This window comes from Paenibacillus beijingensis, assembly GCF_000961095.1.
Taxonomy (GTDB): domain Bacteria; phylum Bacillota; class Bacilli; order Paenibacillales; family Paenibacillaceae; genus Paenibacillus_O; species Paenibacillus_O beijingensis.
This window is the reverse complement of the sequence record NZ_CP011058.1, coordinates 850,160-865,921: the sequence shown is the minus strand read 5'-3', so window position 1 is coordinate 865,921 and position 15,762 is coordinate 850,160. Positions and strand designations below refer to the sequence as shown.

Below are 15,762 nucleotides of genomic sequence, written 5' to 3'. Positions count from 1 at the left end.
AAATGTCCCCGAGTAAGTGTTAGTATTGCGCACTATTAAAAATTGGCTTAAACGTCGTTCCCCGCCGGCCATGTGCATTCAAGAGGGGGCGTATCGACGAAAGCCTGAATCGAGGGCTGCCGCAGCGTCCGGTACTTTGTCCATTCCAGGAATTGAATTTTCACCGTCAGCTGAGGTTCGATCCATGTCGCATCCCGGCTCCGGTCGGGCCGATTGACAAACGGCATTGCATCCCGCTTCAGATGGCGGGCGATTTCCGTCAGTGTATTCCAGTCGCTTACCTTTACTTTCCCCGTGCCTGCATGGCCGATATACCACAATCGCCGGTTTTCGTCGTAAAGTCCGAGCAGAAGGGCATTGACGACACCGTCGCGGTGCGTGACTCCGCCGACGACGGCGATCAGGTCCTGAACGATTTTCCTCTTTTGCCATCGTTTATCTTTTCCGTTCAGCGGGTAGCTGCTGGTCAAATCCTTGATGACAATGCCTTCCAATTGGTGCTGCTGTGCCGTTTGGAATAACTCCGGAATCGTACGGTAGCTTGGAACGGTTTGAACGACATCGCCCGGCATCAGCACTTGTTCAAGCAGTGACTGCCGCTTGCTTAACGGCTCATCGATAACCCACGATCCATTGCAATAAAGAATATCAAAAACCATGTAGGCAATCGGAATCCTCTGTTTCGCCTCCTGGATCCGGGAGAGATGTTTCAAGCTGTCGCGCTTCATGACTTGATGAAAAGACGGCTTCCCGTTCTCGAGCGCGATCACTTCGCCGTCGAGGATGAAGGAGTCGGCCTTGCAGTACAGCTTCGGATTCGTCAGCTCGGGATACTGCAGCGTCCGCTCGTTTTGCTTCCGGTTAAATAAACGAGACTCAGTTCCGTCGTAATAACTGAGTATGCGAACGCCGTCCCACTTGATTTGCGCCGTCCATTGTTCGCCGATGGGGAAGCTGCTCGTCGATATCGGCTCAAAAGGGAATATGGGCGTAAGCTTCATCGTTTCGATCTCCCCTGTATAGCTCAATATCTTATCTATAGTTTGGACAAAGAAGATCATTCCGATACTGCAAGGGCAGGCATCATGCCAGTCGCAAGGAAGAGGCGGATTGTGCCGATGAGCGTTAAGCTTCCGAGTTCGATAAGCCGGTACATTCGCGAAATGCAAACTGTTTGCATCCCAGACATTTGGTGCGATCCAAAAGCGTTAGGGCGTAATTGATCGCTTCACCGGTATGTTCAAATAAGTGATCGGCCCCAATTTGCGCGTACAAGCCGCTTTTCTTCAGGACGTCCAAAGGCTGCGGCTTGATGCCCGAAATAAGGATGGTTCCGCCCGATTGTTTGAAGCGTTTCACCAATCCCGCCAAATTGGATTCGCCTGTCGTATCGATAAAGGGGACTTTTCCCATGCGCAGCAGCAAAATGTTCGGTCTTGGTTGATCCGTGTCCATGATCGATTTCTCAAACGTATTCGCGGCACCGAAGAACAAGGGTCCTTCTATCGTATAAATGCTTATTTGAGGACAATCGTGACCTTCGGAAACCATGTTAGATTTCACTTTTTCATGCTTATGGTGAGGATCGGGCAGCACTTTGGAGACGGTCATCATTTCACCCATCCGCTTCACGAAGAAAATGACAGCTGATATTAAGCCGATGACTACCGCAGTCGTTAAATTCGTAAATACGGTGAGCAAAAAAGTGATCAAGAGTACGGCGGAATCGGTCGTTTTTAATTTCAGGATGCGGATGAATTTTTTTCGCTCGCTCATATTCCACGCAACAAACATCAAGATGGGAGCCATGCTTGCAAGCGGGATATGGGATGCGTAAGGGGCAAACAGAATGAGAATAAGAAAAACAACTGCGCCGTGGATAATACCGGATAGCGGGGATACGGCGCCGTTCTTGATGTTGGTTGCCGTCCGCGCGATGGCGCCTGTTGCCGGAATGCCCCCTAATAAAGGCGCCGCCATATTGGCAATGCCTTGCCCGATCAGCTCACGGTTGCTGTTATGACGGCTGCCGGTCATTCCGTCGGCAACAACGGCCGAAAGCAAGGACTCGATCCCGCCCAGCATAGCGATAATTAAAGCGGGACGTAACAGCGTTTCGACTCGATCCCAGGTGATATCGGGAAAATGAAACTGGGGCAATGTATTCGGAATGGACCCGAAGGAAGATCCGATCGTGGCTACGTCTCCTTTGAAGAACAAGGCCGCGACAACACTCGATACGATAAGTCCCAATAATGATCCTGGGATTTTCGGCAGAACCTTCGGCGTGAGCAGGATCACCGCCAGACTGATCCCTGCTGTTATGATGCTGTAGATATTCAGGGTAGTGATGTGGAGCACGATTTCATACATGTTAGGCAAGAAATTTTCATGCTTCTTGATGCCACCCAGTCCCAAAAAGTTCGCGATTTGTCCGCTGAAAATAAGAACGGCAATACCGGCGGTAAATCCGATGGTAACCGGCTGCGGGATAAACCGAATGAGCGCCCCAAGTTTAAACAGGCCCATTAGAACGAGCATGATCCCGGCCAGGAAACCGGCAATCAATAAATTCTCGTATCCATACTGCATCACAATCGCGAAGAGGATCGGAATAAAGGCGCCCGTCGGTCCGCCGATCTGAAATTTGGAACCCCCGAACAGCGAAATGATAATGCCGGCTGCGATGGTCGTATACAATCCGGATTCGGGTTTGACGCCCGAAGCGATTGCAAATGCCATGCCGAGCGGAATCGAGATAATGCCGACAATCAGACCGGATATGAGATCTTTACGAAAGGAGGATGTATTGTATCCGGCAAATCTTCCCGTCCATCTCATCTGCTTTACCTTCTTTTCTTTGAATATCTGATTATTTGAATATAAAGAAATGATACGCCTGCAAAATATCGCTGTCAAACCCGAAAAAAAAGGAGATCCAAGTTGCTCACGGACCCCCCTGTTCTTATTTCTTTACGTCTCTTTTCTGATGTCCTTCAGTAATGAAATGGCATCGACGAGATGATTATCAAAAATCTGCTTCGCTACCGATAATAAGTCCTTAATTAAAGGATCCCGCAGCGAGTAAATGACGGAGGTTCCCTCTTTTAGGCCATAGACGACGTTTTTATTTCGTAGAACAGACAGCTGCTGCGATACGGCGGAGCCTTCCGAGCCCAATATACTTTGCAGTTCGTTTACGTTTTTATCCCCTTCGCTTAGCACTTCAAGAATTCGGATGCGCATCGGATGAGCTAGAGCTTTAAAAAAATCGGCTTTAAACTGTTGAATATTTTGATTCATGGGTATATGCCCCTTACCGGATGAAGGTTTGAATTTATGAATATCATAGCACATATCAAGAGATGTGGTAAAAATGGGTGCCGATGCGCTTGCAAGTTGTTATTTGTAGTCATGTGGGCTATACTACGCTTATATTTGAACTTTTGAATATTTGAATAAATAAAACAAAAAAAGGAGCGGGCGCGAAAAAAATTCGTTACCCCATATTAAATCATATGGAAAAAGTAAGCAGACAGTCAGTCATAGAGATGGGTGTCAAATATTTGCAGGAGTCCGGTTCCGACGCGATTTGTAAAGTTTGTATCGTAAACGGCGGTTCCTGCTGCAGCGGCTGCCGGAATCTGACGAATGGAATCGGATGTCAGCTTCGTAATACAAGCTGCACCGCTTGGTTATGCGGATTTCTAAAATATTTGCTGTACGAAACGGAACGGTTGCAGGAATGGAACGATTTCTGGGAGCAGGTACCCGGACAGGATTATCGCGAGGATTTTACCCCGGAGACTATTGTCGTGCAGCAAGCATTAACGATTGAAAGCATGAGGGAGCTTGGCGAGGCGCTTGCTTCCGATCTTCAAGAGTTGGCCCGGTCGCATATCGCTGTCGGTTTCATCATTACCCTTAGAGAGAAAATAAATAAAAATGTGGATCAATTCGTTGATTGCGGTTATGACCTTCAGAAACGAGCCCGTATAAAAAGGAACATTAAAATGCTTTCGGGCCCGTTCCATCGTTTTCATGATGCATTAAGTAAATACCGCCATAGACAACCGATCGCCTGACTTCGGTCCCGGAAGTCAAGCTGCCTTATTGTTCACCTCACCTAGGACACGGTTTCCTTCGGCTTCTTCGCGCGCGGCTTGGCCGGTTTCTTTACCGCCGGTTCTGCATCCGCGGCGGCGGCAGCGGCGGCGCGCTTTCCTCTCGGCTTCGCCGGGGACGGTGTCTTGTCGGCTGCCGAAGGCGGGATTTTCGCCGCTTCGAGGCTGGCCTGCAGCGCGGCCATCAGATCGAGCACCTGCGCCTGCTCGTGCTTCGGCGCGACACGCACTTCCTCGCCGGCCACTTTATGCTGGATCGTCTCGAGCATCCGCTCCCGGTAATCGTCGGTATATTTTTCCGGCTCAAATGGGGTGGACAGCTGTTCGATCAGCATTTTGGCCATCGTCAGTTCCTTGTCGCTCGTCTGCATCTTCTCCGGCAAATTCGGAACCTGCGTCACCGGTCGGATCTCATCGGGATAAAAAATCGTCTCCATCGCCAGGCAGCCTTCGATGACGCGGATGGCGGCCAGCGAGCTCTTGGAACGGATCGACACTTTGGCGATGCCGATTTTGCCGGTCTGCTTCATCGCTTCGAGCAGCAGCAAATAAGCTCCGCCGCCGGCCTGGTCGGGAGAAAGATAATACGTCTTTTGAAAATAAATCGGATCGATTTCCTCCAAGGCGACAAAGTCGAGAATTTCGATGCTTTTCGACCGTTCGCCGCCGAGCGCCTCCAGCTCTTCCTTTTCAAAGGTGACGTAATGCCCTTTTTCGTATTCATATCCTTTGATGATTTCGTCCCATTCGACATCGGTTTCGCAGACGGGACACTGCCGGACGTAGGCGATGTTGCTGCCGCATTTCTTATGCAGCATACGCAGGGAAATATCTTTGTCTTCGGTGGCGGAAAACATTTTGACGGGCACATGCACCAGGCCGAAGCTGATGGCGCCTTTCCAGACGGTATGCATCTGTATCGTCTCCTTTCATTCGCACGCGGATCGTTATCAATAGCGTTCCCCGAATGCATGAAATGCAAACGGAGAGGGCATATTTTTCGTGTGTGAACAAGCTGACAAAGGGGAGAAATGAGCGATGAGCGAGCGGTGCGACAACCCGGGCAGGGAAGGCTGCCTGGATGATATGAAGAACGAAGGACGAGAACAGTACGAGCTCGATATTGACCGTATGGTCAACGAAGGCTTGGGCGGCGGACAGGTCACGTACGATAACGGCCTGATAGAGGAAACGACAACCGACACGATCGGGGCGGGAAAAGACTTACAGCAACCTTAAGGAGGAAAGCGCAGCTTATGAATATGGAACGAGCGAAGCAAATCTACGAATCGCCGGATACGTTCGCGGTTCATCTGGAAGGGCAGTCCGTCTGGATCGAAAATATCGATGAACCGAACGGAATGGCAACGGTGCAGGTAGGCGGCACTCCGCAAAACACGAAAACCGTTTCAGTCGAGCGGCTCCATGAAGGGAAAGCGGACAGCCGTCAGGTGAACTGAGGTCCGCGAACAACGTACATGATTGAAGAACGGCTAAATTACCGGCCGGAGACGAATCAGATCGGCATCCGCAAACGCATCGTCTCGTGACAATCTCCGCATGATTCGTCATGTGGCGACCTTGGTTCAGCGGTCAAGACGGCGAAAGCCGCTTTAGCTCAATAGGATACATGGGGCGGGAGCTGTCTTCCGCCTCGTTTTTGTTATGGCCGTACGAATCGGGACGTTTCTCTCGCTTTATGAAAGTCTGCGGACAGAAAGCGTCAGCGGACGGCTAATGGACCGGGCCTAAAGAACCGTAAACCCGTTATTTCGGGGATTACGAGACTTTTCTGGCGTTAACGAACCGAGCAATCGTTATTTCTTTCATATGCAGCCCAATCGAGTCAATCGGAATACAATAGAGACTTTGGGATTCGTTAAAGCTTGAAACTGGTACCTTTATCACAAATAACGATGACTAGGTTCGTAAGCCGTACGAGGGGCTGGGAGACACACGTCGCTAGCGGAGGTTTCTCTGCCTCTGCCGCCGGAAGCATTCACATGGCGCCTGCTGCTGACTGCAACGAGACAGCCGTTGAATCGACGAATAAAGTTGCCAAACCGGGAGTGCCCTAACCACGTTGTTCGACAAAAAAATGAAAGGTTTCACAAGCCTATGAGAATTGAAGATAAATGAATGATAATGAATGAAAGAGTTGTAAATAATCAATAAATCAGCTGAATTTGCTGGAAAAAGGTCTTTTTTTGCGCTATAATAGAAAAAAAGGGATTTTCGAAAGGGGAGGTGCAGATGATGGTCACCAATCAGCATACGAAGCTGACCACGCTTGAAGTCATTCAGAGAATTATATTCATTACGATCGGAGCCAGCCTGATGGCTGTTGCCCTGGAAATTTTTCTCGTTCCGAACAACATTATCGACGGCGGCATAACGGGTATTTCCATTATGCTTTCCGCCATAACGGACGTGCCGCTCGGCATATTTCTGTTCATTCTTAACGTTCCCTTCCTCATTATCGGTTACAAGCAGATCGGGAAGACGTTCGCGATGTCAACGCTTTACGGCGTTGCGATCATGTCTATTGGCACGCAGCTTTTGCATCATGTGCATGCATTCACGGACGAACTGTTCCTCGCTTCCGTATTCGGAGGCATCATACTCGGAGCGGGCGTAGGACTTGTCATCCGTTTCGGCGGCTCTCTGGACGGAACGGAAATTGTCGCGATCCTCTTCAATAAGCGGCTTCCGTTCTCGGTCGGCGAAATCATCATGTTTATTAATCTATTCATCCTTACCAGCGCCGGCTTCGTCTTCTCGTGGGACCGCGCGATGTATTCAATAATCGCTTATTTCATCGCTTACAAAGTGATGGATGTTGTCATTGAAGGCATCGACGAATCCAAATCCGTCTGGATTATAAGCGACGAGTATAAGGCGGTCGGCGAAACGATTATGAGCCGTCTCGGCCGGGGCGTGACGTATTTGGCCGGCGAAGGCGGGTTTACAGGCGGCAACAAGACGGTCATATTCGTCGTAGTGACGCGCCTGGAGGAAGCGAAGCTGAAATCGATCGTCATGGAACAGGATCCGTCGGCATTTTTGGCCGTTGGAAATATTCACGATGTGAAGGGCGGCCGCTTCAAGAAACGGGAAATTCATTAACGAACGGAGCGGGCGGTCGGCAGCCGCCGCGCGCGTTGCTCAAAGACGGCGGAAGCGTACCCGGCAGAAGGGTCTGCTTCCGCCGTTTTGTTGCGGGTATGGATAGGGACCGATATAATAATAGCAGTTAATCCGCCCTTCCAAGCTATATCAGTTGAACTAAACTTTTGGACTTGAAAAGTTTGCTGCGCGAGCAGTGGGGCAGGGCGTAGTGTTTACATTGAATTGACGATTTTGAACGATGAACGGATGTGACGATATGGTTGCAGAAGCGCAATCGGAATGGATGGCGGACAGAGAGCAAGATACGGTGGAGCTTGCCGGGCTGCTTGCTTCATGGGCTGTCCCGGGCACGGTGCTCATATTGGACGGGGACCTTGGCGCCGGCAAAACGCGGTTTTCCCAGGCGTTTGCCGCGGCAATCGGGGTGCAGGGCGTCGTCAACAGTCCCACGTTTACGATCATTAAGGAATATGCGGGCAGGTCGATGCCTTTTTATCATATGGATGTGTACCGCTTGTCGCAGGAGGAGGCGGACGAGCTTGGCCTCGACGACTATTTCTTCGGCGAAGGCGTGACGATTGTGGAATGGGGAAGCCTGATCGGCGATTTGCTGCCGCCGCAGCGTCTGCATCTGTATATCGAGCATCTCGGCGGAGACAAGAGACGGATTAAGCTGCACGGCATCGGGGAGCGCTATGCGAGCTGGTGCACACAGCTTCGGCAGGACAGGAGCGGAAATAATAATGGCTAACAACGAACAAACGAACGGAATCGACTTATTGGAAGATGAAAAACAACCGCTTGTGCTGGCCTTCGACACGTCGACGGCGGCGCTTGCAGCCGCGCTCGTCAGTGGCGGTACCGTCCTGCAGGAAGTGCAATATATGGCGGAGCGGAACCACTCCGTGCAAATCGTGTCGCAGCTGAAAGCCATGCTTGCGGCGGCCGGCGTATCGGCGCGCGAGCTGGACGGCATCGCGGTCGGCCGGGGGCCGGGTTCCTATACGGGGATGCGCATCGCCGCCAGCGTGGCGAAGACGCTCGCCTGGGTATGGGACAAGCCGCTCGCCGGCGTCTCCAGCCTGGAGGCGATCGCTTACGGCGCGTGGCACAGCGGCTTCGGTCTGCAGCAGGAAGCTTCCGGCGCTGCGGCGGTAGATGGTGCCGCAGCGCCGGAGGGAGCAGCTGCCGAAGGAGATGCCAGCAGCGCAGGTGTCAGCGGGAGCAGCTCCGGCAGCGACTCCGGCTTCGGCCGCTCTGGCGCCGCCGGTTCCGGGCAATCGGACGCGCCTGGAGACGCTGAAGAAAGCTGGACCGACTGGGTCGTGCCGCTGATGGACGCCCGTCGGGGCCAGGTTTATACGGGGGGCTACGCCATGCATCCGGACGGTCGCTTTGAGCGCTTCGCGGAAGACGGCGTCCGCTTGATGGACGTCTGGACGGCCTCGCTGCTGGAGCGGGCGGAACAAGCGCAGGCTCCATCGGACAGTGCCGGCAGGCGTCCGAGAATTATATGGCTGACCGGCGATTTGTCCAAGCACGAGGAAGCGGCCGGCCGCTTTGCGGCATCTGTGCGGGATGCATTCGGCCCGGCGGGAGCGGGGCCGGAAGTCAGGCTGTACCCTTACGAACTGGAAGGCCGCTGGACCGCGTGGCTCGGCATGAAGCGGATAATCGGGGGGGATACGGATCATGCCCATACGTTTGTTCCAAATTACACGCAGTTGGCTGAAGCGGAAGCGAAGCTACTGGGGAAAATCCGGGAGGCTTAAAACGATGTCGGAGTACGAGCAAGCCAGACCGCTGCCGGAATCCGGCGACACGCTGGAGTTCCGCGGCATGAAGCTGGAAGATGTGGCGGCGATCGCGGCGATCGAACAGGAAGCCTTCGAATCCCCATGGACGAAGGAAGCTTTCGTCAACGAGCTGACGAACAACCATTTTGCCCGTTATCTGGTCATGGTTAAGGATGGAGAGATTATCGGCTACAGCGGCATGTGGGTCATTATCGACGAAGCGCACGTAACCAACATCGCCGTCCGCAGCGACTACCAGGGGCAGAAGCTGGGACAGCGGCTTATGAGCGAGCTGCAGAAGGTGGCCGTTTTTTGCGGCGCCCGCAAAATGACGCTGGAGGTTCGCGTCTCGAACGAGCGCGCCCAGCGCTTGTACCGCAAGTTCGGGTTCGAGCCGTCGGGAATCCGTCCCGGCTACTATACCGATAACGGAGAGGACGCACTCATCATGTGGGCGGAATTGCAGCAGGCGAAGACAGGGGATTGGGCGCAATGACCATACATTTGAATCAACATTTGGAGCGGAAAATGCAAGAGGGGCCGTCCGGCGGGGCGGCGGATCATGAGCTGATTCTGGCGATCGAGACCAGCTGCGACGAAACGTCGGTCGCCGTCGTCAAGGGCGGCCGTCACATTTTGTCCAACGTCGTCTCAAGCCAGATTGAAACGCATAAGCGCTTTGGCGGCGTCGTGCCGGAGATCGCCTCGCGCAAGCACGTCGAGACGATTACGCTCATGATGGAACAGGCTGTCCAGGAGTCGGGTCACCGCTTGGACGAGATGTCCGCTATTGCGGTTACGCAAGGGCCGGGCCTGGTGGGTGCGCTGCTGGTCGGCATCGTCGCGGCCAAAAGCTTGGCGATGGCGCTCGATGTGCCGCTGATCGGCACCCATCATATCGCCGGGCATATTTATGCCAACGCGCTCATTTATGAGCTGCAGTATCCTTGCCTGGCGCTCGTCGTGTCGGGCGGGCATACGGAGCTGGTCGTGCTGGAGCGGGAAGGGAGCTTTCGCATTATCGGACGCACGCGCGACGACGCGGTTGGCGAAGCGTACGACAAAGTGGCGCGCGCGCTGCAGTTTCCTTACCCCGGCGGACCGCATATCGACCGGCTGGCCCAGTCGGCGGAGGAAGCGATTACGCTGCCGCGCGCCTGGCTGGAGCCGGACTCGTACGATTTCAGCTTCAGCGGCCTCAAGTCCGCCGTGCTGGCGGCGATCAATCAGGCGAAGATGAAGGGCGAAGAGCTGGACCGCTCCGCACTCGCCCGCGGCTTCCAGGAGTCGGTCATCGACGTGCTGATGGAAAAAGCGATCCGCGCCGCGAAGCAGTTCGGAGCGCGGCAGCTGCTGCTGTGCGGCGGCGTAGCGGCCAACGGCGGTTTGCGCGCGGCGCTCACCGCCCGCTGCGAAGCCGAAGGCGTGCCGCTGCTTATTCCGCCGCTGTCCCTGTGCACCGACAATGCGGCGATGATCGCTGCCGCCGCCCACTTGAAGTGGAAGAGCGGAGAATGTACGACGCTCGACATGAAGGCGGATCCGGGCCTGTCTTTGGAGGACTGGTCGGTCGGGGCGGGCAGCATCGACTAGCTGAGCCTGGGCTCCAACGACAAAACGGCAGCAAGCAAGTTGTTTTCCAATCGGAGAGCGGCTTGTTTGCTGCCGTTTTTATGTGGTGTGGAGAAACGAACGGACCGTCAGGCCGTTATTCGTTCAGAAATAAGCCAATTTGTGATGATTCACAGCCAATAACGGATCTCATGTCCACTTATATGCAAAAAATGAGCGATTAGAGGGAAATAGCGGATTCAGGGTCCGCACCGCGTCGCCGCCATGTGTTCGACTGGCTCGCTGCCATGGTTCCGCTTCGCGTCGGCAATTTTGCGATTGCCGGCGAGGACGATTTCAACCATGCCCCCATCATGCAGGCGATCGCGTATCACGACTCCGGTGCGATGATGACGATCGATACCCACTATCCTTCCTTCTACCAGCAGGACAAAGTGGGCGAGGTCGAGGCGGTACGGCGTACGAAGAATTATTTCGAATCGCTTGTGCTCGAAGACGTTAGCTTCGACAAATCATAAAATAAGCGGCAGCCTTGGACATGTAAAATGTCAGTCCTGGACTGCCGCTTTTTTATTCCCTAAACGTTTCCGGGCGATGCTGTTTATTTCTTTAAATGAAACGGAACGGTCGTGACAATGACATCTTTCCGATACAGCAAGTGAGCGCGCATGAGTAAGCTTGTTTGATTGTGAAGGATATTGTGCCAGCCTTTCTTCGGGATGAACTGCGGGACGATAACCGTAACGTTATAGTTGGATTGGCTCGCTTTGCGCTGCACCGAATCAATAAACTTGCTCAATGGCTGAATAATGCTTCGGTATGGAGAGTGAAGAGTCACGAGTCTAATCTCGGGCATCCACTTTTTCCATTTCTGTTCAAATCGCTCTTCATCTTCTCTTTCGAAAGGGACGTATACGGCGATGATTTGTCCGGCATCAAGCGATCGGGCATAGTTGATGGAGTTCTCAACCACATGGGTAATGCCGGAAACAGGCAGAATGAATACATTCCCTTCAACAGGTAATGCCGGCTCGCAGGTTGCCAGGCTGAGCTGCTCTCCCACCGCATCATAGTGTTTTCGAATCCGGTAAAACCAAATAATGATCAGCGGCAAGAAAACGAGCACGGGCCAAACCTGGTTGAACTTTGTTAAAAAGAACATGCAGGTAACGATAAAGCTGATAAGGGCGCCCGTTGCGTTAATGAAAAGTTTTAACATCCAGCCTTGCGGTTTCTCACGCACCCATTTTACAATCATTCCTGTCTGAGCAAGGGTAAACGGAATGAATACGCCGACGGCATAAAGCGGAATCAGATGCTCGGTTTTTCCCTTAAAGGCAATAATCAAAACGATGGATAACACCCCGAGAAAAATGATTCCGTTGGAGTAACCTAACCGGTCCCCTCTAACGGTGAACATTCGCGGGATAAATTTATCTTTCGCAAGGTTTACGGCAAGCAATGGGAACGCCGAGTATCCGGTATTCGCCGCAAGGATTAAGATCAATGCCGTCGTTCCTTGAACGAAGAAATACATCAAGTTCCGGCCGAAAACCTGCTCTGCGAGCTGGGAGAGAACGGTAACTTCCGGTCCCGGGGCAATCCCGTAGTAGTAAACCAAATAAACAATGCCTGAAAACAAAACAGCGAGTAAAGTACCCATGGCCATCAATGTTTTAACCGCATTATTCGGAGCCGGATCTTTAAAGTTCGGTATCGCATTCGAAATGGCCTCGACACCGGTTAAAGCGGAGCTCCCTGAGGCAAACGCTCTAAGCAGCAAAAACAAGCTGATTCCGGCAATCGGCGTACCGACAGGTGCATGCAAATCCGGTGAAAGTTTACCGGTAACGACATTGTAGAGGCCGACTCCGATCAAGATGAATAACGCCAAAACAAATAGATACACCGGATAGGCTAGAATGGAGGCGGATTCCGTTACCCCCCTTAAGTTAAGAATCGTGATAAATACGACAAAGGCTACGGCAATGATAACCGTATGTTCATGTAAACTTGGAAAAGCGGAGGTGATCGCATCTGTGCCCGCCGAAACGCTTACGGCTACGGTCAAAATATAATCCACTAATAATGAACCGCCGGCTACCAAGCCGGGAAACAAGCCCAAATTTTCCTTCGATACGACATAAGCTCCCCCGCCGTGAGGATAAGCAAATATAATTTGCCGGTAAGATAAAATAAGGGCTAGCAGCAAAATCAATACGCCAATGCCAATCGGGATGGAATACCAAAATGCAGCCATGCCGATCGTCATTAAAACTAACAAGATTTGTTCCGGACCATAAGCAACGGAGGACAAAGCATCCGAAGAGAGGATGGCAAGGGCCTTCGTCTTGGTCAATTTTTGCTCGCCTAATTCCGTCGATTTTAAAGGTCGTCCGATTAAAAGTCTCTTTAAGGAAGCCAAATTAATTGTCACCGCCGATTCTGAATTCATACCGATGGATACTCAGTTGCCAATACGTGAAAATCATAGTGAGCAAGCGAACACGCCTGCCCATAATATCTCCATTCTGTGGTTTTCTGCACACAAAAAACCACAGAGGTTTCCCCTGTGGTCAAAATCCGACCATGGCCGTTTCACCCTCTCTAAAGACGCTTACGAGGTTAGCTGACGGATTCGGGCGTCTAGATCGCCCTACGGCATTGTGTGCCGATTCACCCCAAGCGATGAAAAATCTTCACCGCAGTTGGTTCCCCCGTTTTCCCGTTATTGGAAAATTCAGCGATTGTTTCAATGAAACGATCATATTCCTTCCGGAACATCAAGTAAAGCTTCATTTTCGATTGAAAATCAATAAAAATCCGTTTTATTCCATACGGGAATCGGGAAACGCACCTAAATCTCTAATTATCCGTGGCTTAAGCGGCATTACGCTGCGCTGCCGTTCGATAAGCGCCTTAACAGCGAAGCGTGTGACAAATCTGTTGGAAACTTTACCCGCCCATCGAACAGAAGCTTCTTATGCCTTCGTTCGAAGAGGCGGGACGTCCTTGCTGAACGGGCCATTCCCTGAACAGCCGTTTGCCATCTCACTTGAAAAACAAAAAGTTCGTCGCAAGCGGGCGCAGCCGGCCGTCGGACGGGTGATTGACGACCCGGCCGTCAAAGATGAGCGACGACGATCCGCCGCCGTCGAGGTTATAGGCGTCCACCGCGCCGAGCCGCGACGCCAGAATTTGCATTTCGGCCAGCGTCGCGCCGGAGCTGCCGTTCTCGTTGCGGCCGTCCACGACGAGAAACAGCAGCTGGTCGTCCTTGTAGTTGGCCATAACGGTGCGGGGGGCGCGGTACGGGCTCGTTTGCCACTTTTCCGGAATAGGTGTCATCCGGCCGTTCTTGAGCAGAACCGGCACGAACGAAACGCCGAACTGCGGGTTTTCGCGGTCGAGCTCGGATTTGCTGGAATATTGGCCTCCGATCAGCTTCCGGTCATCGTTTAATCCGACAAAAAACAAATCCGCATAGGTAGGCTCGAAGCCGCCAACGTACCGGCCGTCGAGAACGGTTGTGCTGAGCGGGTAACGCCCGCCTCTCCCGTCGGCGAAGCCGCCGGCATTGACGCCGGCGACCGCGCCGTAGCGGCTTGCCGCAGCCAGCGTCGTTTCCGCGCCGCCAAACTTGTCTTTGCCAAGCGCGAGCTTCATCGCCTTGTCGCTCTTCAGCCTCACTTTCAGAGCATATCCCGAAAAATTCTGCGCCCGCACAACGTAAAGCTGCGCCGTCAGCTTGTCCGACTGGATGGAACGGGCCGGCGCGCCAAGCTTGGCCGTAATGCGGCGGTTATAGATGAATTCCGGCCGCACCGCCTGAACGGCGGCAGTCCGTGCTATAGCGGACATGCTCCGGTTCGTCTGTTCATAAAGCCTTGTCTGCCTGTTGATTGTGTTTGCGGTCGCCGCCGCCGTCTTGGCGGCCTGCTGCAGCCCTTTAACCGCTTCTCCCGTCGTTTGCGCGGATGGACCGACGGCGGCGGTGTTCGGCTTGGGCGTATGAAGCTGCGGAATCGTGATGGACATGTCCGCAGCCAACAGCCACAGCATCATGCCGATAAACGGCGCGAGCGCAAGCAGAAAGAAACGGTTCACTTGCTGGACGGTCATATTTATCATTTCAGCATGTCCAGCTTTCTTTTCAGCTCGTCAAGCTGCTTCTGCACCTGACTGAGCTGGGTGTACAGCTTGTTGCTGTTATCGGTCTTATTGCTGGCGTTGTCCTTCGTAAACGTAAGCAGCTCATTCAGGCTGTCCACCTCGCTTTGCAGCTTGGCGATCTGGGAGGAATAGCCGGCGTCCAGTTCCTTGATCCGCTGCTCGTAGTTGTTTTCCATCGCGGCGATCTGCCGCGCGGTCTGCGCTTCAATCTGGGCTGTGATTTGCTGCTTCATATGCTCAGAGTACAGCCATGCTCCTGCCGTACCCATCATAATTATCACGATCCATGCGATCAGAAAAGGCACAGGCGACCTTCGCCTGCTGCGCCTGGCAGGGGTCTGTCCGGCGCCGGCTTGCAGCAGTGATGTGTCGGAATCCATGATGTAATTATTCACCTCTTATTTTGATAGCGGCACGTTTCCGCCCGCTTGTCCATGACGACTGACAGCTGGAAAAAGTTGCAGGAAGCGGTAAGATTAGCGATATCTATTATTCTATCATAGAGATTCGGGGAGGGAACGGGCGAAACTGATTTTTTGCTCCGCTATTTTTCGTTTGACAACCGATATCGGGTATGCATATACTATTGGCAACAGATTCATTCATACCATTCGTAAACGCTTTGAACAGGAACAGTAAGGTGAACCGGGATTGCGGGTGCAGGGGAGCAGGCCTTTCGAGGGAGGAAGTTCCGTGCATGACGCGCTAGAGAGCTGCGGGAAGGTGCAACGCAGCCGAAGGTCATCTGAAGCTCGCCTGGGAGCGGAACGTTGGAAAGAGGCGGAGGTTGAACGCCTTGTGTACATCGTTACGGCTAACCTCCGTCAGCGGGTGATCTTCCTGCCCATGTTCCGGACATGTGACGGGAAGGTTGTAAGGGGATGCTGCCGGACAAATGGCGGCGTCAACGAGAGTGGTACCGCGCGGGCTAATAACCTGTCGTCTCTTGATTCAAGAGGCGGCGGGTT

The 15,762-nt window shown here is 53.0% G+C and carries 16 protein-coding genes and 1 riboswitch; of the genes, 9 read left to right on the top strand and 7 right to left on the bottom strand.

The window, feature by feature from the left end:
• Positions 1–47: 47 nt before the first annotated feature.
• From VN24_RS04095 to VN24_RS04085, 3 genes are all read right to left on the bottom strand, one after another.
• Complete coding sequence (locus VN24_RS04095) at positions 48–1,001, bottom strand: ATP-dependent DNA ligase (RefSeq protein WP_045669377.1); 954 nt, start codon at positions 999–1,001, stop codon at positions 48–50.
• Between the two features lie 124 nt (positions 1,002–1,125).
• On the bottom strand, positions 1,126–2,841 hold the full coding sequence (locus tag VN24_RS04090; protein ID WP_045669376.1) for a SulP family inorganic anion transporter: 1,716 nt from the start codon (positions 2,839–2,841) through the stop codon (positions 1,126–1,128).
• Positions 2,842–2,973: 132 nt separating this feature from the next.
• Complete coding sequence (locus VN24_RS04085; protein WP_045669375.1) at positions 2,974–3,303, bottom strand: ArsR/SmtB family transcription factor; 330 nt, start codon at positions 3,301–3,303, stop codon at positions 2,974–2,976.
• 413 nt (positions 3,304–3,716) lie between these two features.
• Here VN24_RS04085 and VN24_RS27270 point away from each other — a divergent pair, with 413 nt between their 5' ends.
• Positions 3,717–4,085 carry a hypothetical protein gene (locus VN24_RS27270; protein WP_158453640.1) on the top strand — a complete coding sequence of 123 codons (369 nt, stop codon included), beginning with the start codon at positions 3,717–3,719 and terminating at the stop codon, positions 4,083–4,085.
• Positions 4,086–4,126: 41 nt separating this feature from the next.
• Here the strand turns inward: VN24_RS27270 and ku are convergent, their stop codons facing one another.
• On the bottom strand, positions 4,127–5,038 hold the full coding sequence (ku, locus tag VN24_RS04075) for a non-homologous end joining protein Ku (RefSeq protein ID WP_045669374.1): 912 nt from the start codon (positions 5,036–5,038) through the stop codon (positions 4,127–4,129).
• Positions 5,039–5,162: 124 nt separating this feature from the next.
• Here ku and VN24_RS04070 point away from each other — a divergent pair, with 124 nt between their 5' ends.
• The 8 genes from VN24_RS04070 to VN24_RS04035 all read left to right on the top strand — a co-directional run bounded on the left by VN24_RS04070 (position 5,163) and on the right by VN24_RS04035 (position 11,139).
• Positions 5,163–5,363 (top strand): hypothetical protein, encoded by a 201-nt coding sequence (locus tag VN24_RS04070; RefSeq protein WP_045669373.1) that lies wholly within the window; start codon positions 5,163–5,165, stop codon positions 5,361–5,363.
• A gap of 17 nt (positions 5,364–5,380) precedes the next feature.
• The gene (locus VN24_RS04065) at positions 5,381–5,584 is read left to right on the top strand and encodes an H-type small acid-soluble spore protein (protein ID WP_045669372.1); all 204 of its coding nucleotides are present in this window, start codon (positions 5,381–5,383) and stop codon (positions 5,582–5,584) included.
• A gap of 796 nt (positions 5,585–6,380) precedes the next feature.
• The gene (locus tag VN24_RS04060; protein WP_045669371.1) at positions 6,381–7,250 is read left to right on the top strand and encodes a YitT family protein; all 870 of its coding nucleotides are present in this window, start codon (positions 6,381–6,383) and stop codon (positions 7,248–7,250) included.
• 259 nt (positions 7,251–7,509) lie between these two features.
• Positions 7,510–8,004 carry a tRNA (adenosine(37)-N6)-threonylcarbamoyltransferase complex ATPase subunit type 1 TsaE gene (gene tsaE / locus VN24_RS04055; RefSeq protein ID WP_045669370.1) on the top strand — a complete coding sequence of 165 codons (495 nt, stop codon included), beginning with the start codon at positions 7,510–7,512 and terminating at the stop codon, positions 8,002–8,004.
• Positions 7,997–9,025, top strand: a complete 1,029-nt coding sequence (gene tsaB, locus VN24_RS04050) for a tRNA (adenosine(37)-N6)-threonylcarbamoyltransferase complex dimerization subunit type 1 TsaB (protein WP_045669369.1) — start codon at positions 7,997–7,999, stop codon at positions 9,023–9,025. The genes tsaE and tsaB overlap by 8 nt, the downstream gene beginning before the upstream one ends.
• Before the next feature lie 4 nt (positions 9,026–9,029).
• Positions 9,030–9,545, top strand: a complete 516-nt coding sequence (gene rimI / locus VN24_RS04045) for a ribosomal protein S18-alanine N-acetyltransferase (protein WP_045669368.1) — start codon at positions 9,030–9,032, stop codon at positions 9,543–9,545.
• Positions 9,546–9,577: 32 nt separating this feature from the next.
• The gene (tsaD, locus tag VN24_RS04040; protein WP_045672947.1) at positions 9,578–10,642 is read left to right on the top strand and encodes a tRNA (adenosine(37)-N6)-threonylcarbamoyltransferase complex transferase subunit TsaD; all 1,065 of its coding nucleotides are present in this window, start codon (positions 9,578–9,580) and stop codon (positions 10,640–10,642) included.
• A 245-nt stretch (positions 10,643–10,887) separates the two neighbouring features.
• Complete coding sequence (locus tag VN24_RS04035) at positions 10,888–11,139, top strand: hypothetical protein (RefSeq protein WP_045669367.1); 252 nt, start codon at positions 10,888–10,890, stop codon at positions 11,137–11,139.
• Between the two features lie 83 nt (positions 11,140–11,222).
• Here the strand turns inward: VN24_RS04035 and VN24_RS04030 are convergent, their stop codons facing one another.
• From VN24_RS04030 to VN24_RS04020, 3 genes are all read right to left on the bottom strand, one after another.
• A complete protein-coding gene (locus VN24_RS04030; protein WP_045669366.1) occupies positions 11,223–13,076 on the bottom strand; it encodes an APC family permease in 1,854 nt (617 codons plus the stop codon).
• A 143-nt stretch (positions 13,077–13,219) separates the two neighbouring features.
• Positions 13,220–13,377: riboswitch (cyclic di-AMP (ydaO/yuaA leader) on the bottom strand.
• A 295-nt stretch (positions 13,378–13,672) separates the two neighbouring features.
• Complete coding sequence (locus VN24_RS04025; protein WP_045669365.1) at positions 13,673–14,752, bottom strand: phosphodiester glycosidase family protein; 1,080 nt, start codon at positions 14,750–14,752, stop codon at positions 13,673–13,675.
• Positions 14,749–15,174, bottom strand: a complete 426-nt coding sequence (locus tag VN24_RS04020) for a hypothetical protein (RefSeq protein ID WP_052702772.1) — start codon at positions 15,172–15,174, stop codon at positions 14,749–14,751. The genes VN24_RS04025 and VN24_RS04020 overlap by 4 nt, the downstream gene beginning before the upstream one ends.
• Positions 15,175–15,762: the final 588 nt, after the last annotated feature.

What these genes read in the sequence shown, in the direction of transcription:
- tsaD (WP_045672947.1), top strand. Translation starts at nt 9,578, where the DNA reads ATGCAAGAGGGGCCGTCCGGCGGGGCGGCGGATCATGAGCTGATTCTG.
- VN24_RS04060 (WP_045669371.1), top strand. Translation starts at nt 6,381, where the DNA reads ATGGTCACCAATCAGCATACGAAGCTGACCACGCTTGAAGTCATTCAG.
- VN24_RS04030 (WP_045669366.1), bottom strand. Translation starts at nt 13,076, where the DNA reads ATGAATTCAGAATCGGCGGTGACAATTAATTTGGCTTCCTTAAAGAGA.
- tsaB (WP_045669369.1), top strand. Translation starts at nt 7,997, where the DNA reads ATGGCTAACAACGAACAAACGAACGGAATCGACTTATTGGAAGATGAA.
- ku (WP_045669374.1), bottom strand. Translation starts at nt 5,038, where the DNA reads ATGCATACCGTCTGGAAAGGCGCCATCAGCTTCGGCCTGGTGCATGTG.
- VN24_RS04020 (WP_052702772.1), bottom strand. Translation starts at nt 15,174, where the DNA reads ATGGATTCCGACACATCACTGCTGCAAGCCGGCGCCGGACAGACCCCT.
- VN24_RS04070 (WP_045669373.1), top strand. Translation starts at nt 5,163, where the DNA reads ATGAGCGAGCGGTGCGACAACCCGGGCAGGGAAGGCTGCCTGGATGAT.
- rimI (WP_045669368.1), top strand. Translation starts at nt 9,030, where the DNA reads ATGTCGGAGTACGAGCAAGCCAGACCGCTGCCGGAATCCGGCGACACG.
- tsaE (WP_045669370.1), top strand. Translation starts at nt 7,510, where the DNA reads ATGGTTGCAGAAGCGCAATCGGAATGGATGGCGGACAGAGAGCAAGAT.
- VN24_RS04025 (WP_045669365.1), bottom strand. Translation starts at nt 14,752, where the DNA reads ATGATAAATATGACCGTCCAGCAAGTGAACCGTTTCTTTCTGCTTGCG.
- VN24_RS04085 (WP_045669375.1), bottom strand. Translation starts at nt 3,303, where the DNA reads ATGAATCAAAATATTCAACAGTTTAAAGCCGATTTTTTTAAAGCTCTA.
- VN24_RS04065 (WP_045669372.1), top strand. Translation starts at nt 5,381, where the DNA reads ATGAATATGGAACGAGCGAAGCAAATCTACGAATCGCCGGATACGTTC.
- VN24_RS04090 (WP_045669376.1), bottom strand. Translation starts at nt 2,841, where the DNA reads ATGAGATGGACGGGAAGATTTGCCGGATACAATACATCCTCCTTTCGT.
- VN24_RS04095 (WP_045669377.1), bottom strand. Translation starts at nt 1,001, where the DNA reads ATGAAGCTTACGCCCATATTCCCTTTTGAGCCGATATCGACGAGCAGC.